The organism is Muriicola sp. E247 (assembly GCF_041358175.1).
In the GTDB taxonomy this organism is placed as follows: Bacteria; Bacteroidota; Bacteroidia; order Flavobacteriales; family Flavobacteriaceae; genus Muriicola.
In genome coordinates this window covers 45,191-71,355 of the sequence record NZ_JBGKBE010000001.1, presented here as the reverse complement: position 1 = coordinate 71,355, position 26,165 = coordinate 45,191, and the positions used below count along the sequence as shown (strand labels likewise).

Sequence of the window (26,165 nt, the reverse complement as noted above, 5' to 3'; positions counted from 1 at the left end):
TAGTGCTCTCATTGGATTTATTCCTTGTATTTAATCATAAGCGGGGGGCCATCATTGATCCCGATTATTAAAAAGTCTTGTTCCTTAATTCTGATTCGCTCGATTGCTCTCGCAGGGCCTGATATGTTGATCCCGGGGGTTTGGATCCAATTGAAATTCCCCTTTTTATCGTTTAGCAAAATTATGCCATGTGATGCATCCAACCTACCCAATTGAGTACTTATTTCATAGGTATTCCCCACGAGTAACAAATCATGAAAATTATCTCCGTCAAAGTCGTCAACAAAAATGTCGTGTGTAATGGTGGCTTGTGCTATACGAGGAATTTCTCTAGAGGTAAAGTTCCCTTTGCCATCATTCACAAGGTAGATGCTCTTAAGTTCATATAGTTGCTTTTTATCGGCTTTTTCCAGGGAGGATTTTGAAAACAAATCCTCCAGATTTGCTCTGGCAAAGCTTTTATATGACAGAAATTCTTTATTCAGAAAAGGCATCTGCTTTACCAGCTCATCTTTTGAGGCAAAAGGAGTTTCTTTTCCTCCCTCAAAGTAGGTTACAAGGGGATCAATGGTGCCGTTCTCGTCAAAATCGGCTCTGTAAAGGGTGATGGGGAACTCCCTGCTTGCTTTTAATCTGCTGTTTAAACCCCAGTTTCCGGCAATAAGATCGAGGTCTCCATCCTTGTCAAAATCTGCTGCATCAAGAGTATTCCACCAACCGTTGGTTTGATCCAGACCATTGTTTTCCATCAGCCTGAGTTTTCCATCGACACTTTTCAGGACTTTTATGGGCTCCCAGTATCCCGATACGATCAGATCTTCTTCACCGTCTTTATCTATATCTGCCCATAAAAAGTCCTTTACACTTGGCAATTGAATAAATTCCCTGTAGGCATCAGAAGTGTCTGCTTTAAAATTTCCCTTCCCGTCATTTAAATAGACATATTGCCTGCTGGAAGAGCCAAATTCTAACGGTAGCTGATCAGAAGCAATGAGCAGGTCTAAATCCCCATCGTTCTGAAGATCATATGCTTTAACCTTCGAAGCATTTATCTCCAGGTCGGAAAACTGAAGTGAATCTTTTACAAACCGGCTTTTCTGATTGATATATAGCCTGGGTTGAAGTCTTTTACCTTCCCTGAACTCATTTCCACCGCTCACAACCAGGAGATCGGGCCATGAATCCCCATTAGCATCGAACACAACATGTGAAACGTCCTCGTTCATCTCATCAATTTCAAAAAGATCTTGCTGTGAGGAAATCATACTACCGTCTTCCTGTTGAATGAATAGTCCGGAGGCCTGCGCCTTAGCCCCACTTATAAACAGATCCTCCCGTCCATCATTGTTGAGATCAGCCACAGATATATCCGGCCCCTCATTGGAATTGGCAAAGGGGACCATGGGATCCCGGTCAAATTCGAGAGTGGCAGGTTCTTTGTGCCTGAAGGGTATTACAGTTTGGGTAGAAGTTAAACGTACCTCCCGGGTGTCTTTTCTAAAGAGAACTCTTGCGGAATCCTTTGCTTCGGCTTCACTTAGGAAAATTCTTTTGTTTATGTCAGGGGAGGGGAGAACCTCACTCATACCATTGGGCCAAATAACCTTCACGGAATCAATTTTATCGGCATCTCCTAAACCGAAATGAAGTTCGGGTGGAACAGCTGATAAAAATCCCCTGGAGACAAACTGTTCCTGCAATTGTTCCGAGCCACCGGCATAAACCATCACCCTTGCACCAACACCAAAGGTGTTTTTCGGGCCCCCCTGAAGTGATATTTTAAGGAAGTTGGTGTTCAGATTCCCTGAACTCAAATTATTCAGTATCAGGGCTTCTTCGTCTACGTTATTGACGACAACATCGAGATCTCCATCATTGTCCAGATCGGCATAAACTGCTCCATTCGAAAAAGTAGGCGTTTTCTCATACCAGGAAGTAGTAACATCTTCAAAGGAAAGAAGTCCTGTATTTTTCAAAAAATAATTAGAAGTTTTTTTCTGGGGGATTTCTTCGATAAAAGCCATGTCCTCAAGAGACATGCCTGTAGCTAATCGCTTTTGTATGGCATCATTAGAAATGAAATTGATAAAGTCCATGTCATTTGTGGCCCTTTTGATGCCATTGGAGATAAAGGCATCCTTATGGCCGTCATTGTCATAGTCGGCCAGCAAAACACTCCAGGACCATTCCGTTGCCGAAATTCCGGCAAGTTGTCCTATTTCGCTAAACGACTCATTTCCAAGATTGAGATGTAGTGTATTTTGCATGTACTGAGGCGCATATCCATTTTTTAAATAGTACTGGTAGGACGGAAACGGATATTCAAGTCCGGATGTCTTATAGGTTTCCAGATCTTCGGGCAGCATATCGAGAGATATGATATCTGTTAAACCGTCATTATTTATATCGGCGAGATCATTGCCCATTGAAAAGTGAGTGGTATGTCCTATGGCCCTAACATCCTCGGAAATGATTTCTTTAAAAGTTCCATCTTTTTGATTGATATAGAGATAGTCATTCTCAAAGAAATCGTTGCCGATATAGATATCGGGATATCCATCTTCATTCAGGTCACTAATGCCTATTCCTAATCCATAACCTATTCTTCCCTGGTAAATCCCGGCTTCTTCTGAGATATCGCGAAAATGGCCATTGTCATTTCTGAATAGTCGGTCACCGGAAGCTGGATCGGATTGTATTCGTTGAGAACCCTTTCCATAGGTCATATTGGGGTGGACGGAATGATTGAGTAGGAACATATCAAGATCACCGTCAAGGTCATAGTCGAGAAAGGCGGCCTGAGTAGAAAACCCACTAAAGTCGAGGCCATATGACGCGGCATCTTCCTTAAATGTAGGAATTCCGTCTTCGTTGCTTCCCTGGTTGACAAACAGTAAGTTCTTTCCCCGGATATTTCTGAAATTCCCCACTTTACAGACATAGATATCCAGCAAACCATCATTGTTGATATCGGTGTGAGTTACTCCCGTTGTCCAGTTCCCTGAATTGTCAATTCCAGCAGCTTCAGTAATGTCAAGGAAGTTAAAATCACCCTGATTTAGATAAAGTCGATCTGCCTCCTGGTTGGAGGTAAAATAGAGATCCACAAGCCTGTCGTTATTGAAATCAGCAGCGGCTACTCCGGCCCCGTTAAAGAAATACAGATAGTTGAGGATATTGAGTTCAGGAGTTTCCGTAAGGGTATTGTTAAATTGAATACCGGTCCGGGATGCACTCAGTTTTTCGAAACGTTTATTATGGGATTTCTGGCATCCGGAGAAAACAATCGAAAGCAATACAGTATACCTTAAAATCCGTTTCATTATGCTTTAGAAAGAGGGATGCAAGATACTCAATCCGTTACGAAGTTGGAAATAAGCTGGGTCCTACTTTGGCCTTAAGACGTCAAATGAATTCCCCTTGATCTGAATATTGAGCTATTCAGGGAGTCGTTTGCAAATAAACTAATATATTTAGACGAACAAACTAACTAACTTCCCGTAACCATGATTGGTATCATCTCTTTTATAGGCTTCACTTCTCTGGTGGCCATAATCTCATATTTTGCAACCCGAACCACCGATGAAACATCTTCCGACGGCTATTTCCTGGGGGGACGTAGTTTAACGGCCGGGGTCATTGCAGGTTCACTTCTCCTGACCAATTTATCAACTGAACAAATTGTCGGCCTAAATGGCAGTGCATATAAGGATGGTTTGTCGGTTATGGCCTGGGAAACACTTGCTGCCATAGCCATCGTTGTAACAGCTGTTTTCCTTCTTCCAAGATATCTGAAGGGTGGATTAACCACCGTGCCACAGTTCCTTGCAAAGCGGTTTGACGTGACTACCAAGACCATCACCTCAGGTCTCTTTCTTACGGGCTATGTCGTTGTATTACTCCCTGTAATCCTGTACTCGGGATCTGTTGCAATTAGTGGTATGTTCAATGTGCCGGAACTCTTAAATGTATCGGATAAAACAGCCCTTGTAGTCTGTATCTGGGGAATAGGTATTATTGGGTCGATCTATGCCGTATTCGGGGGTTTAAAAGCCGTTGCTGTTTCGGATAGTATCAATGCAATTGGATTGATTGTAGGAGGTATTCTGATTCCGATTTTCGGACTGATGGCTATAGGGGATGGAAGTGTATTTAACGGCCTGGAAGCCCTTATGGCGACCAATCCTGAACGCTTCGATTCAACAGGAGAACCCGGGCAGGAAGTTCCGTTCTCTACCATATTTACCGGGATGATGCTGGTACAGCTCTTTTACTGGGGCACAAATCAGCAGATCATACAGAGGGCACTGGCAGCCAAGAACCTGGCTGAAGGACAGAAAGGCTTGTTGCTGGCTTCTTTTTTAAAGATACTGGGACCACTGATTTTAGTATTGCCGGGAATGATCGCTTATCATTATTTTGAGGGCGGACTTGCATCGAGCGACCTGGCATATCCAGAACTGGTTCGGGCCGTTTTACCAAAACCCCTGATCGGATTTTTTGCTGCTGTACTTTTTGGAGCTATTTTAAGTTCCTTCAATAGTGTACTCAACAGTTCAGTCACCTTATTTGGGATTGATATTTACAAACAACACATCAATAAAGAAGCCCCCGAAAAAACGGTGGTTAAGTATGGGAAGATATTCGGGGTGTGTCTTGCACTGGCGGCAATGTTTATTGCGCCTATGATTGCCAATGCAGGGAGTTTATTCAATTACCTGCAGGAAATCAATGGGATTTACAGCATTCCTATTCTGACGATCATCGTTATTGGTTACCTCACCAAGAGGGTTCCGGCCATAGCCGCCAAAATTGGAATTATTTCAGGATCGGTACTTTACATTATTTCCCAATTCTGGTTGCAACCGAAATTTGTAGCGTCTGCGTTGGAAACTGCAAAGGCTAATGGTGTGACGGATCCGTCGGAATTAGCCCTTGTTGAGGCAGATGCCTACCCTCATTATTTACATGTGATGGCCATATTGTTTGTCGCCAACATTGCGATTATGCTGCTGATCGGTAAATTCAAACCCCGTGCCACGCCTTATGTGCAGGAGTATACTGAACAGGTGGAGATCACTCCATTCAAATACGTCAGGCAAATGGGTCTTATTATCGTGGCAATAGTGATTGGAATTTATATTTATTTCGCAAAATAGGCCTCCATCAGGACGAATGTTTAAAGGTACTGATTAAGGATATTTTCGAGCATCTCCTGTTTGCCACTGCGAAGCGGAGGTTCCCCTGATTGATTAGCGATCCGATATAGATCTTCCAGGGTCAACTTTCCAGATTCGAAAGCTTTTCCATCTCCTGAATCAAAAGAACTGTATCGCTCTCCCAGAAAGGATTTATAGGGAGAGTTTGTCAAGACGCGATCTGCAGCTATCAGGGCTTTAGCAAAAGTGTCGACACCTCCGATATGTGCATGGAAAATATCATCCATATCCGTGGAATTCCTTCTGATCTTAGCATCAAAATTGATACCCCCACCTTGTAAGCCACTTTCCATCAGGAATATGAGCATGGCTTCGGTAATTTCATAGAGGTTGTTAGGGAATTGATCTGTATCCCAGCCATTCTGGTAGTCCCCTCGGTTAGCGTCCAGGCTTCCCAGCATGTTGTGTGATGCAGCAACGGCCATTTCGTGTTGCATCGTATGGTTAGCCAGGGTAGCGTGGTTAAATTCTAAGTTGAGTTTAAAATCATTTTGCAGATCAAAGTGATTTAAAAACCCAATCACTGTAGCGGCATCAAAATCGTACTGATGTTTCATAGGCTCCATGGGTTTTGGTTCCACAAAGAAATTCCCTTTAAATCCATGCTTCCGGGCATAGTCGCGTGCCATTCCCAGGAATCGTCCCATATGGTCTTGTTCGCGTTTCAGATCGGTGTTTAAAAGTGACATATAGCCTTCCCGTCCGCCCCAAAAGACATAGTTCTCCCCTCCGAGTTCCAGCGTTATATCCAGTGCCAGTTTAATTTGTGCCCCGGCTCGGGCCACGACCTCGAAATCAGGATTTGTAGCAGCCCCATTCATATACCTGGGATGTGAGAAACAATTAGCCGTTCCCCAGAGTACCTTAACACCAGATTCTTTTTGTTTCGCCTTTAAGTAGGGTACAATTTTCCCCAGTCTTTTTTCTGATTCTGCAAGGCTATCTCCTTCCTGAATAAGGTCATAATCGTGGAAACAATAATAGTCGAACCCCAATTTGGTAATAAATTCAATAGCGGCATCTGCTTTGGCCTTTGCCGCTTCAACAGGGTCCCGGGGTAAGTCCCATGGAAAGGATTGAGTTCCGGCTCCAAAGGGATCGGCCCCCTGGCCACAAAAGGAATGCCAGTAGGCTACAGCAAATTTAAAATGATCTTTCATTAGCTTTCCGGCAACCACTTGTTCCGGGTTGTAGTACTTGTATGAGAGGGGGTTATCTGATTCGGGCCCCTCATACTGAATTGGCTGAATTCCTTTAAAAAATTCCTGATCTCCGAGTAATGCCATAATGCTATTGATTTATTTGTGAGTCCAGTTTCTCTTTCCACAGCTGATAGGCCTGAGAAATTGGTTTATTTTCTTTTTCTGGTGTACAAGTATGAACGAGGTCATTACTCATCACGATCTTGCTAAAAGCCTTAAATCCGTATTGGTGAATCATACAGGCCCTGGCTGCCCCTACTGCCCCTGTGGTGTTGTATATTTCTATTGGATGACCTATCAGGTTACACATGGTTTGGGCAAAGACAACCGATTTGAAAAGGTTGTCATTTCCGGCCCTGATTACTTTGGGTTTCAGGCCTTCCGAAATCAGGATATCGATGCCATACATGAGTGAAAAGGCAATCCCTTCCAAAGTTGCCCGGCAAAGGTGGGCAGTAGAATGCCGATTTAAGTCGAGATGCAAGATTGAAGCCCCGGGGTTTTTATTGAAAAGGATTCGTTCGGCCCCATTGCCAAAAGGATAAATCAATAAACCATCAGATCCTGGGTTAATTTCATTGGCCAGGTCATTCATTTCATCATAGGAATCGACTTTCAGGTGCTCTTTTAACCACCTGTATTGAATTCCTGCACCATTTATACACAACAGCTTTCCAAGGGAAGGTCTGTCAGGTGAATAATTTACATGGGCAAAAGTATTGATCCTGTGTATCTCCTTTGTTCTGAGTTGATCACTAATAGTGTACGCTACTGCAGAGGTGCCCCCTGTCATCGCAATTTCGCCCGGAGAAAACACATTCAGGGAAAGGGCATTGTTGGGTTGATCCCCTGCACGATACAGCAGGGGAATTCCTTCTGTTAAACCTGTTTCCCGGGCCGCCTGAGCTGAAACAGTACCCTGCATGCCAAAGGTAGGAACGATAGGAGGGAATATTTCTTTTTGAATTCCATAATAGTGGAGAAGATGAGCTGATAGTTTTTCTTCCTTGAAATCCCAGAAGATCCCTTCTGTCAGGCCGGATATTGTTGTGGAAGTGACATTAGTGAATTTACCTGCAATATAGTCGCCGGGTAGCATAAAGTAGTTGATTTGGCTATAAATATCAGGTTCATTCTCTTTCACCCATTTTAGTTTTGAAGCCGTAAAATTTCCCGGGGTATTCAGTAGGTGAGAAGTGCAGAATTCTCCTTCCAGATCTGCTGCTGCCTGCTCCCCGATATCTACGGCGCGACTATCACACCAGATAATGGCATTTCGCAAAGGATTTCCTTCCTTGTCGGTTAACACAAGGCCGTGCATCTGATACGCTATGCCTATGCCTGTGATTTCTTTTTTATCAACAGCGCATTTTTTAAGGAGTTTTTGAGTGCCGATACAAACGTAGTTCCACCAGAGATCCGGATCCTGTTCTGCCCATCCTTTCCGGGGTGATTCTATGGGCATTTCCATGGCAGGTTCCTTATGGATGTCAATGGTCTTGCCGCTTTCTGCTTCAATCAAAGCCACTTTTATAGAAGAACTGCCAATGTCGTATCCCAGGTAGTACATATTAAATCAGGAAGAGGAAAAAGAAAGGTAGGAGATTCTGTTGTAAAGGGCAAGGAAGAATTCAGGGATTATGATACTCTATGGCCGAAAATAAAAAACCCCGGCCGAAGCCAGGGTTTTTATTAGTATAATTTCAGGAATTAGTATCCCGGGTTTTGTACTAAGTTAGGGTTCGCCAACAATTGAGTTGGAGGAATTGGGAACAAGTGACGACTAGTGTTTCCAATTTCTGAAGATTCTTTAAATAACCAATCTCTGGTGAATTCACCAAAACGGATAAGGTCATTCCTTCTCCATACTTCCTGATACAGTTCACGACCTCTTTCGTCGATCAATTCCTGCTCGCCTACAGATCCAAGAGGAGTCGCCCCCCTAAGAACACGTAGTTCGTTAACCATAGCTGTGGCATCACCACCGCTACGCAACATAGCTTCAGCTTTCATCAGGTGGGCATCAGCATATCTGAATATTACTTCATGACCTGCAAATCCACCCCCATATCTAGGGTTGTATTTCATAACTCGGATACCTGTAGTCTCGTCATTATTGATAAAACTAGAAGCTCCTGTTCCGTCTACGAAATCTCTTTTAAAGGTCAAAGGAGCACCGGCTCTGTCAGTCAGGGCTGTACCGTCAAGGGCATATTGCTGACCAACAAGATATCCGAATCCTACATTGGATCCATCTTCCAGTCCACCGTTATCTGTAGTTCCAGGTTCTCCTGTAAAGGGCTTACCTGCTGGAGGTACACCACCTCTACGTTCTTCCTGTCCATCTAAAGGAGCTCCGGTAAGATCTACGCGGTTTGAGTTTGCATCACCTTCATACAGATCATAGTATTCTGCAAGTGTGCTGAACCCGTTCCAACCTCCACCGCCAATGGCAGTTGAGTTGTAATGAAGACCATTGAAGATTCTGTTTCCGGTTGCCAAAGCTGACAATGACCAGATAGTTTCAGTATTTCCACCGGTATCAGCAGGATCTCTAAAAAGATCAAAGAAACCACCTTGTAAGGCGAAGCCATCGGCTGCAATTTGGTCTACGAGCGAAATCACTTCATTCATGTCGCCTGAATCAGGACTTCCACCAAGGTAGATATGCTTGTTGAGAAGTACTTTGGCTTTTAAATGACGTGCAGCAGCTTTGCTGGCGCGATTTAAAGTAGCACCACTTCCGGCAGAAACTGTCGGTAAGTTAGCAATTGCCTGATCGAGATCTGCAAGGATAAAGTCGACAGCAGCCTGTCCTGTAAGTACTTCAGGTAAAGCTGAAGAAGGAAGCTGTGTGTCTCTGAATGGCACCTGTCCGTAATTATCTAAAATCACCCACATACTGAAGGCTCTTAAGAAACTTGCATCTCCGATATTCTGTGCAGATGGGTTACTCCTTGAGTCCAAAATTTGTGAAGCCTGCAGCTGGTTAGCATTGAACTGATTCCAAACAGTACCAATAAAGGCGTGTTCTGAATTCCATGCATGGTTATGCAATACTCTCCATAAACCATTATCTCCCCAGTCGGTTCCTCTTGTTGGAACTAAAGCTGCGTCTGTAGTAACTTCCTGTAGGGCAAAGAAATTTGCCTGATCGCCATACTGGCCACCAACGCTACTGTAAAGTCCGTCAATTGCGGAGGAAGGATCAGCAAGGCCCTGGAATCCTTCACTGATAATCGAATCAGTTTCTTCGATCTCCAGATTGGTACAGGCTGTAAGTCCTACCACAGAAGCGAGTGTGAGTAAATAAATTTTGATTTGAATTCTTTTCATGATTTTCAACTTTTTTTAATTAAAATGATGCATTAAGACCAAAAGTTATTGTCCTTGGATTTGGGAACGCAGCCCAGTCGATTCCTCTTGTAGGAACTCCGGAACCAAGGTCACCAGTAGGAACAGTAACTTCAGGATCCAGACCAGAGTAATCGGTAATAAGGAATAAGTTCTGACCTGTTAATGACAATCTTAAGGTTTTGAAGAGTCCGTCACCTGATAGAGGCACATTGTAGCCAAGGGTTGCGTTCTGAAGACGTACAAAATCACCTTTTTCAAGGAATCTTGTAGAAACATCTGCAGAGGCACCACCGTTCTCTCCGGATGCAACAACATCCTGAGTTACGTTACGTGCGTTATTGATCGCACCCCCGGTGAAGAAACCATTACGAGTGTTATTGTATACAGAGAACCCAAACTGCCCTGAGAAATAAGCCGAAGCATCCCAATTACCAGTACTGAAGTTCAATGATAAACCAGAAGTAATATCTGGTAGGGCATCTTCTCCTACGAATGTCTGATCAGCGATAGGATCTCCAACTCCGTTTCCGTCTACATCCTGGTAAACTGGGAATCCGTTGCTGTCGAAGCCTTCGAAAATAGCCATGTAATAAGAGAACAATGATCTTCCGGCTTCAAATCGCTGAGCGAAGGCACCAGAAAGACCCTGTCCGTTGATTTCCCCTGTGTTAATGGCACTGGCAAAATCCTGAACCTCATTCTCGTTATAAGCAATATTGAATGCGGCTGAGAATGTAGTATTCTCAGACTGTATAAAATCATACGCCAATGCAAATTCAATACCCTGGTTAAGGATAGTGGCATCCACATTACCAAACTGGAACGGATCCACAGCAGGAGCTGCAGGAGGAGTTCTCAGTAATAAATCATTTGTTTCATTGCGATAGACATCGATACTACCTGATAAACGGTCATTGGAGAATCCAAAGTCGAAACCAACGTTGAGGTTTAATGTCTCTTCCCATTTAAGATCAGGGACATCTGTTGCAACGATAGCTAAACCACTGGGGTTTACAGTAAGGTTTGTCTGAGTTCCAATTCCACCAAATCTCTGTCTTGCGACGAAGTTTCCATATCCTAAACCTTCCTGGTTACCTACAAGTCCACCACTTAAACGAAGTTTTAAAGTAGATACATTTTCACCTACAAAATCTTCTTCATTAATTTTCCAGGCAAAGGCTCCGGAAGGGAAGTAACCGTATTGGTTTTCAGGACCGAATCGTGAAGAACCATCAGCTCTCACTGTTGCGGTGAATAAATACTTATTAGACAGCGAATAGTTCACACGGGCAAAGAACGACTGTAATTCATCCGTATTATTAAAAGTGTCTGCGGTCATAGCTCTAACCAACTTGTTAAAACCAAAGCCTACATCTTCACCGGCAACTACGATAGGCTGTAGTCGGTTAACAATAAGTCCGGATGTATTTTCACCGTAATAATATTGTTGGTATGAACCATCTATAGTTCTTCCGGCACCATTAACTGTCTCTCTAAGATCTGATCCCATTTGGCTGAGTTCACTAGTTCCAAACCCACGACCTTGAGAATTTCTTCCACTTACATTAAAATCCTGGAAGGAATAACCTACAAGAGCATCAATATTGGAGTTGCCAAAATCTTTCTTGAAATTCAAGGTGGCTTCTAACAGGTGGTTTTCCCTAAACAGCGTATTGTAGAAACCTAAACCAAGACCTGAAATACCGTCAAAGTTTAACAAGTTTCCTGATAATACTGAGGTGTTTTCTCCTTCAGATTTGTCATAACCTACGTTAATCTTACCTGTAAGTTCGGGTGTGAACTTATAATCGATAGAACCGTTGATAAGAATCCTGTCTGTATTGGTTTCATTTTGTGTATTAGCTAAATAATTAGCCGGTTTGATCTGAGTTCCTCCATCGGAAAAAGTCGAAAATGAACCCCAGGTTGGATTTGCTGAGTAACTAGCTCCAAGGATATCTCCCCGGAAACCGGCTCCACCACTTAAAGGGGCGGTCTCATCATTAACTCGGGATAGAGTGGTTTGTAAACCTAAGGTAAGTTTATCATCGAGGAAACGATGTGTCAGGTTCAGTCTTCCTGTTATTCTCTCCAAACTGGTTTTCTCTATTACACCAAATTGCTTCTGATATCCGAAAGTAGCACGGATATTACCTTTTCCATAGTTGTTGGAATAAGAAACGTTCTGGTTTTGAGAAGCTACCGTTCTGGTAATGAAATCCTGCCAGTTTGTATTGTTGCCAAAATCTACCGCAGATGCATTTCCTCCATACTGTGTTACAGCATCAAGAAATTCATTTCTATTAAGAAGATCATAGCTATTAGCAGGAGTTGCAATACTCAGGGAAGAAGCAAATTCAACTTTTCCGCCTGAGCTTCCTTTTCCACTTTTAGTAGTAATAATAACAACCCCGTTGGCACCTCGTGAACCGTAAATTGCAGTTGCGGATGCATCTTTCAGGATACTGATACTTTCAATATCAGATGGGTTTAAGAAGTTTAATGGGTTTCTTACAGCACTTCCACCGCTTCCGGTATCACCTCCCGGTGATGTATTTCCAGCCGCTAACGGAACACCATCTACAACAAAGAGCGGATTGTTATCACCTCGTACAGAATTTGAACCTCGAATGTTTACTGAGATTCCTGCACCTGGTTCCCCACTGGATTGCTGAATGTTAACCCCGGCTGTTTTACCCTGGATCAATTGTTCGGGAGATGAAATCACCCCGCCGTTAAAATCCTCAGAGGTAACAGCAGTAACTGCACCCGTTGCATCCTTGACAGTGGTGGTACCATATCCGATGATTACCACTTCGTCTAATGCCTGAGCATCTTCTTCCAGTACAACATTAATGGTAGAGCGTCCGTTGACAGCAACTTCCTGCGTTTTGTAGCCGATGTAGCTTATAACAAGAACTGCATTACTGTCTACATTACTCAAACTGTAATTACCATCAAAGTCTGTCTGTGTACCATTCGTAGTACCCTGTACTACAACACTAGCCCCGGGAAGAGGGCCACTAGCATCAGAAACAGTACCTGATACATCTTGCGCCTTAACTAATCCGAAGCTTAAGATCGCTCCAACCAGCATAAGACTTTTTAGTAGTGTAATCTTCATAAAAAGTTAATTTTAAGTTTAGTTAATTTAATTCAAGCGTTAAACATATATAAAATAATTGTTAATTTCCTAAAACAGGCACAATGGCTGTTTACGAAAACGGTTTCGTGTTAATAACTTTTAAAACATGGGGATTTAATAATTTATGTATCCATGTTTCAGCTTATCATTAAATATGGGATGTGTTTATTGTCGAATTCGAAACAAATATAGCAATTTTTCCTTGCCGTACCTTATTTTATATAACTTTCGAAGTTAAGTTGCCAAAATTAGAATGTTAATAAAAAGGATTTTTTAACATCACTTTATGTACCTTTAAAGATCAGGGAAGAAGTAAAGTAGCTCTTTTTGAAACGGAAAATCACTCTTAAACACATTGCCAGGGAATTGGATGTATCCATTTCTACGGTATCAAAGGCTCTGAAAAATAGCGAAGAGATAGGGCAGGATACCAAGGACAAAATACAGGCCTTTGCCAAACTCTACAACTACAGACCCAATAATATTGCGATCAGCCTCAAGAATAAGAGGACCAAGAATATCGGAGTTGTTATCCCCGATATTGTCCACCATTTTTTTACTACGGTATTCCGGGGTATTGAACATTACGCTAACAAGAGGGGGTATAATGTTATCGTTTGTGTTTCTGATGAATCCTTTGACAAAGAAGTGATCAATATGGAAATGCTTGCTAACGGTAGTATAGATGGTTTTATCATGGCACTTTCCGGGGAGACCCAACTGAAGAATGATTACAATCATCTCAAAGAAGTGACAGAGCAAGGTATCCCACTGGTGCTGTTCGATAGGGTAACCGATGAGATTCAATGCGATAAGGTTATCATCAATGATGAGGAAGCTTCCTATAATGCGGTAAAGAAACTCATCGCATCCGGACGCAAGAAAATTGCACTAGTGACCACTGAAAATTATCTTAACGTGAGTGCAAAAAGAGCTGAAGGATATAACAGGGCTTTAAAAGAGGCAGGGATTCCTGTTGATAAAAGCCTGATCCTTCAATTACCCTATCAGCAGCAGGACGAAAGTATGAGTGAGAATTTCTTTCGAAAGCGCGAAATAGATGCCGTATTATGTGTCAATGAAATTTTTGCAGTTAAATGCATGGGGATCGCTCAGAAATTTGGCAAACGTGTTCCTGAAGACATTGCATTTATCGGATTCACAGACGGTATCTTGTCAAGACACTCAACTCCTCCTTTAACATCCGTTGATCAACACGGGGAGCGCATGGGAGAAATTGCGGCACAAATGCTTATCGATAAGATCGAAAGTGATCATGGAGAACAGGATGAAGAGCATTATGAAACAAAGGTCATAAATGCGACCCTGATTGAAAGAGGATCCACACTATCTGGTAGTTGATTAGGACATTTGAAAACGAAACGTCGTCAGTCCTGCTTTATTCTTACTACAACTTTGTATCTTGGCAGCTGTTTAAAATTAAACCTTCTGAGTACCCAAGCTCTCTAAAAAAGATCAAATACCAAGCTCCAAATGCATAACAAAGGCTTTATATTCGACCTGGATGGTGTTATAGTTGATACCGCCAAATATCATTATCTGGCATGGAAACACCTCGCCGATGAATTGGGGATTCCCTTTACCAAAGAACAAAATGAGCAATTTAAAGGTGTGAGCCGCAAACGATGCCTCGAAATTCTGCTCGATTGGGGAAATCTAAAAGTTTCCCAGGAACAATTTAATAACTGGCTGGCGGAAAAAAATGAAGATTACCTCAGTTACATTGACACAATGACTGAGGAGGAAATTCTTCCGGATGTAACCAAAGTACTCAAATATCTCCAAAAACACCGGGTGCCAATGGCATTGGGATCGGCTAGTAAAAATGCACGCGCAATATTAAAAAAAGTGGGACTTATTCCTTATTTTAACACCATTGTTGACGGTACCCAGGTCACAAAGGCAAAACCAGACCCGGAAGTTTTTTTAATGGCCGCGAAAGAGCTGAACATCACACCGGCGAACTGCGTTGTGTTTGAGGATGCTATCGCCGGAATAGAAGCAGCGAACTCTGCCGGAATGACCAGTGTGGGCATCGGACATAAGAATACATTATCTGACGCTCAGTATGTCTTTAAAGATTTCACTGAAATTGAACTCAATTTTATAAAGGAACTAGCAGAACTCTAACATATGAATCAGGATTATATTAAACCAGACCTTTGGTCGATAATCGAAGAAGGATTTGATAAGGAAAATGTAAAATCTTCCGAAAGTATCTTTAGTCTTGGTAACGGGGCTATGGGACAACGCGCCAATTTTGAAGAACAATACAGCGGTCCTACCTTTCAGGGCAGCTATATCGGAGGGGTATATTATCCTGATAAAACCAGGGTGGGATGGTGGAAGAACGGTTATCCTGAATATTTTGCCAAGGTGATCAACGCCCCCAGCTGGATTGGAATCCATGTATTGATCGATGGGGAGCCACTCGATCTATATAAATGTGCCAGTGTAGATCATTTCCGCCGTGAATTAAATATGAAGGAAGGAATTTACTACAGGAGCTTTACGGCTACACTCCAAAATAATAAGACGATTAAAGTAAAAGTTACCCGATTCCTCAGTCTAGACCTCGATGAAGTGGGTGCCATTCGATATGAGGTGACAGCCGCAAAAGAGGATCTTACAATAACCTTTTTGCCCTATCTGGACAGTGGTATCACCAATGAAGATAGCAATTGGGACGATAAATTCTGGAATACCACAAAGGTTTCTTCAGAGGGAAATCAGGCTTTTATCGAAGCCCACACCATGAAAACCAATTTCGAGACCTGCACTTTCATGGAATGTCACCTGGAATACAATGGAGCCATCCACAATAAGGCAATAAATAGTGATAAGAAGGAGCTTTGGGTGGGGCATAGTTACGAACAGGTAGTTGCCAAAGGAACCACTGTTTCATTTTATAAATTCGGAGGGTATACCGTATCGCGAAATCACAAGGGGGGAAACCTCGTCGAAGCTGCTAAACAGGTCCTCGGAAAGGCTAGCAAAATGGGATTTGAGACCCTTTTGGAGGCACAGAAAAAGGCCTGGGCAGGAATATGGGAAATGAGTGATATTACTATTGAAGGTGATACTAAGGCGCAACAGGGAATTCGATTTAATATCTTTCAGCTTAATCAGACATATCTCGGCAAAGATTCGAGACTCAACATTGGTCCAAAAGGATTTACTGGTGAGAAATACGGAGGAAGTACCTACTGGGATACAGAGGCCTATTGTATCCCTTTTTATATGGCGACAAAAGATCATCACGTAGCCAGAAACCTGTTAAAATACCGCTATAATCATCTGGAAAAGGCCATTGCAAATGCCAGGAAATTAGGATTTTCTAATGGAGCAGCACTATACCCAATGGTTACTATGAACGGGGAGGAGTGTCATAACGAATGGGAAATTACATTTGAAGAAATCCACAGAAATGGTGCAATTGCGTTTGCCATTTATAATTATTTCCGATATACAGGAGATTATTCGTACATCCCGGAGATGGGGTTAGAAGTACTTATAGGTATTTCGCGTTTCTGGCATCAGAGGGCTACCTTTTCCAAGCAAAAAAACAAATATGTCATTCTGGGGGTAACAGGGCCCAACGAATATGAGAACAACGTAAATAACAACTGGTATACCAATTACATTGCCCGTTGGTGTATAAAGTACACCCTTGAGCAACTCGAAAAAGTAAAAGCAGGGTATAAAGAAGATTATGACAGGATCATAGGCTACACCAAGCTGAACAAAGCAGAAACTGATGAATGGAAAGAAGTGGCCGATGCCATGTATTTCCCCTTCTCCGAAGAACTGGGGATTTATCTTCAGCAAGACGGGTTTCTCGATAAGGAGTTAGTAACAGTGAAGGACTTACCTAAGTCTCAAAGGCCCATTAATCAGAAATGGAGTTGGGATCGCATCCTGAGATCACCCTACATTAAACAAGCCGATGTTCTGCAGGGATTCTACTTCTTTGAAGATCACTTCTCTGAGGAAGATCTGGAAAAACATTTTGATTTCTACGAGCCATTTACCGTCCATGAATCGTCTCTTTCACCTTGTGTCCATAGTATTCAGGCTGCTAAACTCGACAGGATGGAACAAGCCTATCAGTTTTACCTGAGGACGTCACGCTTAGACCTCGATGATTACAACAAGGAAGTTGAAGAAGGATTGCATATCACATCCATGGCCGGGACCTGGATGAGTATTGTAGAAGGTTTTGGCGGAATGCGGATAAAGAATGATAAATTATCCTTTACCCCCAGAATTCCGAAAGAGTGGGATTCTTACTCTTTTAAGATCAATTTCAGGAATCGAATCCTTAAAATTCTCGTGGATAAATCCGGAGCTCATTTCGAGTTAGAAGGTGATCATGAGATGTCGATCCGGCTGAATGGGGAACGAGTGGTTTTACAACCTGTCGCTAAAAATTCCGTGCAGTAAAATGACTGGTAGGGGGAATGATAAAAATGAGGACCATTACAACATACCTCCCGTCTTTTACTTTTTCCTGCTGATCTTTTCAATGGCAATTACCATGGCAAATGCCCAGATTGAACGTGTAGAACCCCCACATTGGTGGGTTGGATTTAAGGATACCTCCCTGCAGTTGCTGGTGAAAGCCCCGGGTATCGGGGAGTACGATGCCCTGATCAGAAACAGCCGGGTAAAAATCAAAAAGGTACACCAGGGTGACAGTCCCAACTATCTTTTTCTCGATCTCGATATTCCCCAGGATATTACGCCAGGCCAAATAGTAATTGAATTTTATAAAGAAGGAAAATCCAGTATCAAATACTCCTATGAACTAAAATCAAGAGTTCAACAGCCCGGGGATTTTATCGGTTTTTCAAGCAAGGACGCCATCTATCTTATTACACCTGACAGGTTTGCCAATGGAAACCCTGACAACGATATCGACCTTAGTTTAAAAGAAAAGTCGATTGACAGGACGAATGATTATGCCAGACACGGGGGCGACATCAGGGGAATGATTCAGCATCTCGATTATATCCAAGAGATGGGCTTTACAGCTATTTGGCCAAGCCCTTTGTTAATTAATGATATGCCCAAACAATCTTACCACGGGTATGCCATTACCGATTTTTATAAAGTGGATCCCAGATTTGGGGACCTCAATGATTATAAAGAGCTATCGCAAAAAGCGAAGGCGAAGGGGATTAAACTAATAATGGATCAGGTAAATAATCACTGTGGCCTTTATCATTGGTGGATGGAAGACCTGCCTTTTGCAGATTGGATTAATTACCAGCAAGGATATGAGGAAGGGGAAAATATTACAGTGACTAACCACAGGCGCACTGTAAATCAGGATATTTACGCTTCAGATTGGGACAAAGACCTTATGGATTATGGCTGGTTTGTACCTTCTATGCCGGACCTTAATCAGGAGAATCCATTTTTGGCTAATTACATCATTCAAAATAGTCTTTGGTGGATAGAAACCCTTGATTTGGGTGGAATAAGACAGGATACATACCCCTATCCGGACAAAAACTTTATGGCCAGATGGGCAAAGCGAATCATGACAGAATATCCTAATTTTTCCATAGTGGGGGAAGAATGGAGTTATAACCCATTGGTGGTTGGGTATTGGCAACAGGGTGCGAAGAATCGGGATGGATATGAATCGCATCTGCGATCTACCATGGATTTTCCGCTCCAAAAAACCCTTGTTGAGGCGCTTAAAGAGGAAGAAAACTGGGATACTGGCCTTATCAAACTCTACGAAGGCCTGGCAAATGATTTTTATTACGCTTCCCCGGAGGATATGATGTTTTTCGGAGATAACCACGATATGGACCGACTCTTTACGCAGTTGGGAGAAGATACCGATCTTACTAAAATGGCCCTCGCTTTTATAATGGTAGCTCCCAGAATTCCTCAGTTGTATTACGGAACCGAAATTCTGATGGAGAATAGTGAGAAACCAGGTGATCATGGCCTTATCAGGACAGATTTCCCGGGTGGCTGGCCCGGCGATAAGGTCAGTGCGTTTACAGGGGACGGTCTGGATGACAGGGCTGCGGAGATGCAGGATTTTGTAAAAACCCTGCTTAACTTCAGGAAAGAAGCCAGAGTAATTCACGAGGGTAAAACCAAACATTTTAGTCCGGAACAAGGAGTATACATCCTATTTCGTTACCTGGACAAAAAAAGAGTCATGCTCATTTTAAATAAAAATGAAAAGCCGGTAACGCTCAATGCCGATAGGTTTGAGGAGATGGGCATAGGTAATATGACCTTGCGGGATGTATTCTCCACAGATACCGTGGTAATCAAAGACCAATTGAAAATCGGCAACAAGGGAGTATTATTACTGACAAATTAAACTACGATGATAAAAAAATATGTCTTTGCAATAGTAGTGTGCACTTTGCTGCTATGCTGTAATGAGGATAAGACCAAAAGCAAGGACGTAAATAATGAAATTCAAATGAAAGAGGAAGGAAAGAAAGTCATTTACCAGGTATTTACCAGGCTGTTCGGGAACACAAACACCAATAATAAGCCATGGGGTACCATAGAAGAAAACGGAGTAGGGAAGTTTGATGATTTTACGCCCAAAGCGTTAAAGGAGATCAGGGAATTAGGGATTACACATATCTGGTATACAGGGGTGCCTCACCATGCTTTGGCAACCGACTACACGGAGTATGGAATTACCAATGATGATCCGGATGTGATTAAAGGAAGGGCTGGTTCTCCTTATGCCGTAAAGGATTACTACAATGTAAACCCAGACCTTGCCAGCAATCCGGACAAGAGGCTGGAAGAATTTAGAGAATTGGTGACTAGAACTCACAAGGAGGGAATGAAAGTCATTATAGATATTGTACCCAACCATGTTGCCAGGCATTATGAAGGAGCTTCCACCCCCGAGGGGAAAGAGGTCTTTGGTGTATCAGATGATATTACCGTAGAGTATAAGAGAGACAATAATTTCTACTATATACCTGGAACGCCTTTTCAGGTTCCACAATGGACCAATGGATACCGGCCTTTAGTAGGGAACCCACATCCCTTGTCTGATAATAAATTTGTGGAAAATCCTGCCAAGTGGACGGGGAATGGATCGAGGCGACCCCAGCCTGATATGAACGACTGGTATGAAACCGTAAAAATCAATTACGGGGTACAACCTAATGGTTCGCTCGACTTTGATCAATTACCGACTGATTACAGTTTAAAATCTGTAGAAGAACATCTGGCATTTTGGAAAGACAGGTCAGTGCCCGATTCCTGGATAAAGTTCAGGGATATTGCCCTTTATTGGCTCAATTTTGGAGTAGATGGATTTCGTTTTGATATGGCCGAAATGGTACCTGTAGAATTCTGGAGTTATCTCAATTCACATATCAAAGAAAAAAATCCTGACGCCTTATTACTGGCTGAAGTCTATAATCCATCACTTTACAGGGATTATATCCAAAGAGGAAAAATGGACTACCTCTATGACAAGGTTGAGCTTTATGACAGTCTCAAGCATATTATGCAGGGCCATGGCTGGACAGATCATATTCCGGTAGTTCAAAAAGGTCTGTTGGATATCGAGCATCACATGCTCCATTTTTTGGAAAATCACGATGAACAGCGAATTGCAAGTCCTGAATTTGCAGGAGATGCCATGAGGGGAAAGCCGGCAATGGTTGTATCGGCAACTTTAAGTACCTCCCCAACAATGATTTATTTTGGGCAGGAAGTGGGAGAACCGGGTGCAGAAGATGCTGGATTTGGCAGTCCATCAAGAACTTCAATCTTCGATTACATAGGCGTTCCCCATCATCAGCGATGGATGAATGACAAGAAATTTGATGGGGGGCAACTCTCTGAAGAGGAAGAAAGTCTCAGAGACTTCTATAAAAGACTTTTGAATTTGACCATCAGTAGTAAGGCCCTGATGGGTTCTTATGAAGATATTCATTACTACAACAGGGATAATACGGATGGGTACAATTACAGGGTGTATTCATATGTGAGATGGCAAGACGATGAACGACTTCTGATCCTGGTTAACTTCGATGCTGAGACATCATATCAGTTTGAGTTAAAGATACCCCCTGCAGTGGTCTCAGCCTGGGGCCTGGAAGAAGGCTCTGAATATGAATTGTCTGACCAATTGTACGATGATACCCGGGTTAAGCTCAGGATAGAAAAAGGGCAAGGACTTTTTGAAATTAGCCTTGCCCCTTTACAATCCTATGTTTTTAAGTTACAGGATTAGGAAGTTAGTCTGAATCTGACTCAAGCTTCACTCCCTTTAGGTTCAGTAGCCTTGTACATCAGGCCTATGATCGCACCTATTATTCCATAGTAGACAATATCCAATACGGCTTCTACTAGATGACCGGTAAGATCCATAAATTCGGATGTTGCATACCAAAGCAGGCCCATACCTAATCCCATAAAAATTCCAATCCAGACGCCAAATTGGAAACCGCCTCCCAGGCTGTTGTTTCCATTGGCCCATTTCCCGTAAATTGTACTGAGGGCAAAGGCGGCAATAAGGTTAGATAGTACGAGAATTGGAAAATCCGGAGGGTCCTTCATCGCTTTGGTCAGGGTGTGCCCCTCAAAAAAATCAACAGTTGCCACGCCCCAGATCAGGAAGCCCAGCACAAACATGGCAATAGTAGCTACTACCGTTGCCAGAAGATTTTGTTTTGAAAACATAGTTATAGTTGTTAATTGGTTGTTGTTATGTCAAAGATATTAAATAAAAATTGCGAAGAATTAAAAATATTATCACTAATAAAAAGAATATAATATTAAAATCCTTAATTGAATAATAATTTTATGATGCAGAATATTCCCTTAGGTTTTTAGTCTTCAAGTTGTATTTTTGAAGGACTAATGAAATATCCAAAATGAAGAGAATTATTGTCCTTTGTTTAATTGTACTAATATCAGGTTGCACAGAAATGAGCCATAATATCAAAGTAATAGGACATAGGGGAGCTATGGGTCATGAAACAGAAAATACACTGGCTTCTATAGAGAAGGCAATGGAGCTGGGTGTAGATATGATTGAGATCGATGTTTTCAGGATTAAAAGTGGCGAGATCATGGTCTTTCACGATAAAAAATTAGATCGTCTTAGCAACGCTGGCGGCTTTATTGAGGACTACGATTATTTTACGCTGAAGAAGGTGATCTTAGAGGGAAATCATAAGATTCCCACTTTGCAGGATGTACTAAAATTGATTGATGGTAAGGTGCCTCTCAATATTGAGCTTAAAGGAGCCAATACGGCTGACAGAGTTAATTTCATTCTGGATTATTACACCAGGGAAAAAGGATGGAAAATGGAAGATATTCTGATTTCCAGTTTCAATTGGGAAGAACTGAAAAGTATGAGATCGATTAATCCTGAAATTTCCATTGCCGTACTTACTGAAGAGGATCCCCTTCAGGCGTTACCAATCGCAAAAGAGCTGGGCGCGGTGGCAATAAATCCGAATTATAAAAATGTAAATTCAGAGATCGTAAAGGCCATTCAGGATAAGGGATATAAGGTGTATGTCTGGACGGTTAATGAGGAGGAAGAAATCGCCAATATGAAAAAGCTTGGCGTTGACGGAATCTTTACCAACTTTCCCGAAAGGGCAAACTGATGTATGACCTAATTGTAATCGGGGGAGGAGCTGCCGGATTTTATGGCGCAATCCATGTGGCGGAATTGAGACCTGATATGAAAATCCTGATTCTGGAGCAAGGGAAACAGGTCCTTGGAAAAGTGAAAGTATCCGGCGGAGGAAGGTGCAATGTTACCCATGCACAGTTCAATCCTTCCTTGTTGGTGCAGGCCTATCCAAGAGGAGAAAAGGAATTACGAGGCCCGTTTAATTCATACCACCCAAAGCATACGGTCGAGTTTTTTAATAGACGGGGGATCGCTCTGAAGGTAGAAGAAGATGGCAGGATGTTTCCTAAGAGTAATTCATCCCAGACTATTATTGATTGTTTTATGGATGCCGTATCTTCTTCAGGTATCGAGTTGAAAAGGAATTCGGGCGTTGTCAATATTATCCCTGCTGAAGAAAAATCTATAGAAGACAGGCGTTGGGAAGTACAGACTAAAACCCAGACTTATCATACTAGAAATCTGCTGTTAGCCACAGGCAGTAGCATGAAGATGTGGAATGTACTCCGCAGGCTTGGGCATAATATAATCGACCCGGTGCCATCTCTTTTTACTTTTAATATTAAAGATCCTCGAATTGACGGCATACCAGGATTAAGCCTTCATGCCCGGGTAGAATTAATTGCCAGGGATATTCCAGGGAAGAACATTACAGGTGCCATAAAAACCAGGTCAATAAAGTCGGAGACCCTGGTAACCGAAGGACCTTTGTTGATAACCCATTGGGGACTGAGCGGACCTGCAGTTTTAAAGTTGTCCTCCTGGGGAGCTCGAATTTTACACGATTACAACTACAGGTTTAGGATACAGGTCAACTGGATGCCAGATTACCATCAGCAAGGGATGTACTCATTTTTAATGGAAGTAAAGAATATAGAAGCCAAGAAAACAGCTTATAGAACATGCCCGGTTGATATACCTCGCAGACTTTGGGGAAAACTAGTTGTAGCATCTGAGATATTACCCGACCAGAAATGGGCAGATCTCTCAAAGAAGCAGTTACAGGCCCTTGCAGCTCAACTTACTGCATCAGAATTTCTGGTGGAAGGCAAGAGTACCTTTAAAGAGGAGTTTGTTACCGCCGGGGGAGTCGATCTTAAAGAAATCAATTTTAAAACATTTGGCAGCAGGATGCACGAAGGCTTGTATTTTGCCGGGGAGGTCTTAAACATCGATGCCCTTACGGGAGGGTATAATTTCCAAAGCGCATGGTCAGGGGCGTATCTTGCAGCTATGGCAATTTCTGAAAACTAAGGGTCGCTTCAACTCATTAAAATGATGTATAAAGCTGCGGCTGCTGATCCCCCAAGGAAGGGACCTAACACCGGCACCCAGGAATACGCCCAGTCGCTCCCTCCCTTATCTTTAATAGGAAAAAGCGCATGTACAAGTCGCGGACCCAGATCACGTGCAGGATTAATAGCATAACCAGTGGTGCCCCCAAGGCTCAGGCCAATGCTCCATACCAGCAGAGCAACGGGCAGAGCACCCAGAGAACCAAGGCCGATAACCTCTTCGGTGGCCAGTACGGAAGCATCCGAAAAGAACAAAACGGTAAAGACCAGAATAAAGGTTCCTATTATTTCACTAAAGAGGTTGGAGCTGTAATTGCGTATTGCAGGTACCGTCGAAAAAACAACGAGCTTCAGGTTTTTATCTTCAGTAATGTCAAAATGATCCTTATAGGTGATCCAGACAACGGCAGCGCCAAGCATTGCACCGAGAAGCTGTGCGAGTAGGTAAGCAGGTACCTCGGCCCAGTCAAAAGACCCGGCCAGGGCCAGTCCCAGGGTCACTGCGGGATTTATATGGGCGCCGCTGTAAGGTCCGGCTACCACTACACCTACGAAAACTGCAAAGGCCCATGCGGTTGTAATTACAATCCAGCCTCCGCCTTGTCCCTTCGTTTTATCAAGGACAACATTAGCCACTACACCACACCCAAGTGCAATAAGTAGTGCGGTTCCGATCAATTCTGCTATAAATGGTGTCATAAAAGTGCTTTAGTTTTCTCTTGTCCAATATTCAAGGGCATCGATAGCTTTATACCAACCTTTGATTCCTTTTTCGATAGCCGTTCTGTCTTCAACAGGTTCGAATCTTCTTTCGCTTTCCCAGATGGCTTCAATTTCACTTATATCAGACCAAAAACCAACAGCAAGACCTGCGAGGAAGGCAGCACCCATTACTGTCGTTTCTATTACCTTAGGACGAACAGCAACCGTATTCAACACATCTGCCTGGAATTGCATCAGAAGGTTATTGACGGTAGCTCCACCATCAACCCTGAGTTCCTTAATCGACATATCGGCGTCGGCTTCCATTGCTTTAAGGACGTCCATGGTTTGATAGGCAATCGATTCTATAGCGGCCCTCGCTATATGAGCATATGTGCTACCTCTGGTAAGGCCGAAAATAGTGCCTTTGGCATGCTGGTTCCAATGGGGTGCGCCCAGGCCTGCAAATGCTGGGACGAAGTAAACACCATCCGAATCTTCCACTGTACAGGCAAGCTTTTCAACCTCTCCTGAAGAATCGATAATCTTTAGGCTGTCCCTTAGCCATTGGACCACTGCTCCGGCAATAAAAATACTTCCCTCAAGGATATAGTGTGTCTTTCCATTGATCTGCCAGCCAATAGAAGTAAGGAGGTTATTTTGAGAAATTATTGGTTTCTCCCCTATATTCATCAGCATAAAACAGCCAGTGCCGTAGGTGTTTTTCACCATTCCCGGCTGGGTGCACATCTGCCCGAACAAAGCAGCCTGCTGATCGCCCGCTATACCCGAAATTGGAATTTCCCTTCCAAGTATTTCCGTCGTGGTATTGCCGTAAACTTCACTCGAGGCCTTGACTTCCGGCAGCATAGAGACAGGAATGTTAAACATTGTCAGCAATTCCCGGTCCCATTCCAGGGTGTGAATATTAAAGAACATGGTGCGCGATGCATTAGTCACATCTGTAATATGAAGTGCACCCCCGGTTAATTTCCATATCAACCAGCTATCAATAGTGCCCATTAGCAAATCGCCTGCCTCTGCTTTTTCTCTGGCACCTTCCACCTGGTCTAGTATCCATTTAACCTTGGTTCCGGAGAAATATGCATCGATCACCAGACCGGTTCTCTCCCTGATCAAGGGAGAAAGACCTTTATTCTTTAATTCATCGCAATAATCTGCAGTCCTTTTGTCTTGCCAGACGATAGCATTATAGATAGGCTCACCGGAATTTTTATCCCAAACTACGACGGTTTCCCTCTGATTCGTTATTCCGATTGCTGAGATCGCTTCTGCAGATATATTTTCGGAGCGTAGTGCTTGTTTCATCATCTCAGCCTGTGTCTCCCAGATTTGCTGAGCATCGTGTTCTACCCAACCCGATTTTGGAAAGTGCTGATCAAATTCTTTTTGAGCTGACGAGATTATGGCTCCTTTTTTATTAAAAATTAAGGCCCTGCAACTAGTAGTTCCCTGATCGAGCGCGAGTATGTAATTTTCCATGTTAGCCAGGCGTTTTTTAATAATTCAATTTTCCAAACTTCTAAATGTAAACGATTT

The 26,165-nt window shown here is 42.8% G+C and carries 16 protein-coding genes; 8 read left to right on the top strand and 8 right to left on the bottom strand.

Annotated features, from left to right (window positions below; translation table 11 throughout):
* Positions 1 to 17: 17 nt before the first annotated feature.
* A complete protein-coding gene (locus ACA086_RS00310; RefSeq protein WP_371001207.1) occupies positions 18 to 3,323 on the bottom strand; it encodes a VCBS repeat-containing protein in 3,306 nt (1,101 codons plus the stop codon).
* A 183-nt stretch (positions 3,324 to 3,506) separates the two neighbouring features.
* On the opposite strand from ACA086_RS00310, the gene ACA086_RS00305 reads away from it, so the two are divergent.
* Positions 3,507 to 5,159: a solute:sodium symporter family transporter gene (locus ACA086_RS00305; RefSeq protein WP_371001206.1), complete on the top strand. Its 1,653-nt coding sequence runs from the start codon at positions 3,507 to 3,509 to the stop codon at positions 5,157 to 5,159.
* A 20-nt stretch (positions 5,160 to 5,179) separates the two neighbouring features.
* Here ACA086_RS00305 and xylA read toward each other — a convergent pair whose 3' ends face one another.
* The 4 genes from xylA to ACA086_RS00285 all read right to left on the bottom strand — a co-directional run bounded on the left by xylA (position 5,180) and on the right by ACA086_RS00285 (position 12,902).
* Positions 5,180 to 6,505: a xylose isomerase gene (xylA, locus tag ACA086_RS00300; RefSeq protein WP_371001205.1), complete on the bottom strand. Its 1,326-nt coding sequence runs from the start codon at positions 6,503 to 6,505 to the stop codon at positions 5,180 to 5,182.
* A gap of 4 nt (positions 6,506 to 6,509) precedes the next feature.
* Positions 6,510 to 7,991 carry a xylulokinase gene (locus ACA086_RS00295; RefSeq protein ID WP_371001204.1) on the bottom strand — a complete coding sequence of 494 codons (1,482 nt, stop codon included), beginning with the start codon at positions 7,989 to 7,991 and terminating at the stop codon, positions 6,510 to 6,512.
* Between the two features lie 140 nt (positions 7,992 to 8,131).
* Positions 8,132 to 9,757, bottom strand: coding sequence for a RagB/SusD family nutrient uptake outer membrane protein (locus ACA086_RS00290; protein ID WP_371001203.1), 1,626 nt, complete (start codon positions 9,755 to 9,757; stop codon positions 8,132 to 8,134).
* Positions 9,758 to 9,776: 19 nt separating this feature from the next.
* On the bottom strand, positions 9,777 to 12,902 hold the full coding sequence (locus tag ACA086_RS00285) for a SusC/RagA family TonB-linked outer membrane protein (protein ID WP_371001201.1): 3,126 nt from the start codon (positions 12,900 to 12,902) through the stop codon (positions 9,777 to 9,779).
* Between the two features lie 348 nt (positions 12,903 to 13,250).
* Between ACA086_RS00285 and ACA086_RS00280 the strand changes: the two genes are divergently transcribed.
* From ACA086_RS00280 to ACA086_RS00260, 5 genes are all read left to right on the top strand, one after another.
* Complete coding sequence (locus ACA086_RS00280) at positions 13,251 to 14,285, top strand: LacI family DNA-binding transcriptional regulator (protein WP_371001200.1); 1,035 nt, start codon at positions 13,251 to 13,253, stop codon at positions 14,283 to 14,285.
* Between the two features lie 132 nt (positions 14,286 to 14,417).
* Entirely contained in the window at positions 14,418 to 15,074 is a 657-nt protein-coding gene (gene pgmB, locus ACA086_RS00275; RefSeq protein WP_371001199.1) for a beta-phosphoglucomutase, read from the top strand.
* 3 nt (positions 15,075 to 15,077) lie between these two features.
* Positions 15,078 to 17,387 (top strand): glycoside hydrolase family 65 protein, encoded by a 2,310-nt coding sequence (locus tag ACA086_RS00270; RefSeq protein ID WP_371001198.1) that lies wholly within the window; start codon positions 15,078 to 15,080, stop codon positions 17,385 to 17,387.
* 1 nt (position 17,388) lies between these two features.
* Positions 17,389 to 19,296, top strand: coding sequence for a glycoside hydrolase family 13 protein (locus tag ACA086_RS00265; RefSeq protein WP_371001197.1), 1,908 nt, complete (start codon positions 17,389 to 17,391; stop codon positions 19,294 to 19,296).
* Positions 19,297 to 19,302: 6 nt separating this feature from the next.
* Positions 19,303 to 21,189: an alpha-amylase family protein gene (locus tag ACA086_RS00260; RefSeq protein ID WP_371001195.1), complete on the top strand. Its 1,887-nt coding sequence runs from the start codon at positions 19,303 to 19,305 to the stop codon at positions 21,187 to 21,189.
* Positions 21,190 to 21,209: 20 nt separating this feature from the next.
* Here ACA086_RS00260 and ACA086_RS00255 read toward each other — a convergent pair whose 3' ends face one another.
* The gene (locus tag ACA086_RS00255) at positions 21,210 to 21,638 is read right to left on the bottom strand and encodes a hypothetical protein (protein WP_371001194.1); all 429 of its coding nucleotides are present in this window, start codon (positions 21,636 to 21,638) and stop codon (positions 21,210 to 21,212) included.
* A gap of 248 nt (positions 21,639 to 21,886) precedes the next feature.
* Here ACA086_RS00255 and ACA086_RS00250 point away from each other — a divergent pair, with 248 nt between their 5' ends.
* Together ACA086_RS00250 and ACA086_RS00245 are read left to right on the top strand one after the other, a co-directional pair.
* Positions 21,887 to 22,579 carry a glycerophosphodiester phosphodiesterase gene (locus ACA086_RS00250; protein ID WP_371001193.1) on the top strand — a complete coding sequence of 231 codons (693 nt, stop codon included), beginning with the start codon at positions 21,887 to 21,889 and terminating at the stop codon, positions 22,577 to 22,579.
* A complete protein-coding gene (locus tag ACA086_RS00245; RefSeq protein WP_371001192.1) occupies positions 22,579 to 23,862 on the top strand; it encodes an NAD(P)/FAD-dependent oxidoreductase in 1,284 nt (427 codons plus the stop codon). The genes ACA086_RS00250 and ACA086_RS00245 overlap by 1 nt, the downstream gene beginning before the upstream one ends.
* An 8-nt stretch (positions 23,863 to 23,870) precedes the next feature.
* Here ACA086_RS00245 and ACA086_RS00240 read toward each other — a convergent pair whose 3' ends face one another.
* Positions 23,871 to 24,602, bottom strand: a complete 732-nt coding sequence (locus ACA086_RS00240; protein ID WP_371001190.1) for an MIP/aquaporin family protein — start codon at positions 24,600 to 24,602, stop codon at positions 23,871 to 23,873.
* A gap of 9 nt (positions 24,603 to 24,611) precedes the next feature.
* Positions 24,612 to 26,108 carry a glycerol kinase GlpK gene (gene glpK / locus ACA086_RS00235; protein WP_371001189.1) on the bottom strand — a complete coding sequence of 499 codons (1,497 nt, stop codon included), beginning with the start codon at positions 26,106 to 26,108 and terminating at the stop codon, positions 24,612 to 24,614.
* Between the last annotated feature and the right edge of the window lie 57 nt (positions 26,109 to 26,165).

What these genes read in the sequence shown, in the direction of transcription:
- ACA086_RS00310 (WP_371001207.1), bottom strand. Translation starts at nt 3,323, where the DNA reads ATGAAACGGATTTTAAGGTATACTGTATTGCTTTCGATTGTTTTCTCC.
- ACA086_RS00305 (WP_371001206.1), top strand. Translation starts at nt 3,507, where the DNA reads ATGATTGGTATCATCTCTTTTATAGGCTTCACTTCTCTGGTGGCCATA.
- xylA (WP_371001205.1), bottom strand. Translation starts at nt 6,505, where the DNA reads ATGGCATTACTCGGAGATCAGGAATTTTTTAAAGGAATTCAGCCAATT.
- ACA086_RS00295 (WP_371001204.1), bottom strand. Translation starts at nt 7,991, where the DNA reads ATGTACTACCTGGGATACGACATTGGCAGTTCTTCTATAAAAGTGGCT.
- ACA086_RS00290 (WP_371001203.1), bottom strand. Translation starts at nt 9,757, where the DNA reads ATGAAAAGAATTCAAATCAAAATTTATTTACTCACACTCGCTTCTGTG.
- ACA086_RS00285 (WP_371001201.1), bottom strand. Translation starts at nt 12,902, where the DNA reads ATGAAGATTACACTACTAAAAAGTCTTATGCTGGTTGGAGCGATCTTA.
- pgmB (WP_371001199.1), top strand. Translation starts at nt 14,418, where the DNA reads ATGCATAACAAAGGCTTTATATTCGACCTGGATGGTGTTATAGTTGAT.
- ACA086_RS00270 (WP_371001198.1), top strand. Translation starts at nt 15,078, where the DNA reads ATGAATCAGGATTATATTAAACCAGACCTTTGGTCGATAATCGAAGAA.
- ACA086_RS00265 (WP_371001197.1), top strand. Translation starts at nt 17,389, where the DNA reads ATGACTGGTAGGGGGAATGATAAAAATGAGGACCATTACAACATACCT.
- ACA086_RS00260 (WP_371001195.1), top strand. Translation starts at nt 19,303, where the DNA reads ATGATAAAAAAATATGTCTTTGCAATAGTAGTGTGCACTTTGCTGCTA.
- ACA086_RS00255 (WP_371001194.1), bottom strand. Translation starts at nt 21,638, where the DNA reads ATGTTTTCAAAACAAAATCTTCTGGCAACGGTAGTAGCTACTATTGCC.
- ACA086_RS00250 (WP_371001193.1), top strand. Translation starts at nt 21,887, where the DNA reads ATGAGCCATAATATCAAAGTAATAGGACATAGGGGAGCTATGGGTCAT.
- ACA086_RS00245 (WP_371001192.1), top strand. Translation starts at nt 22,579, where the DNA reads ATGTATGACCTAATTGTAATCGGGGGAGGAGCTGCCGGATTTTATGGC.
- ACA086_RS00240 (WP_371001190.1), bottom strand. Translation starts at nt 24,602, where the DNA reads ATGACACCATTTATAGCAGAATTGATCGGAACCGCACTACTTATTGCA.
- glpK (WP_371001189.1), bottom strand. Translation starts at nt 26,108, where the DNA reads ATGGAAAATTACATACTCGCGCTCGATCAGGGAACTACTAGTTGCAGG.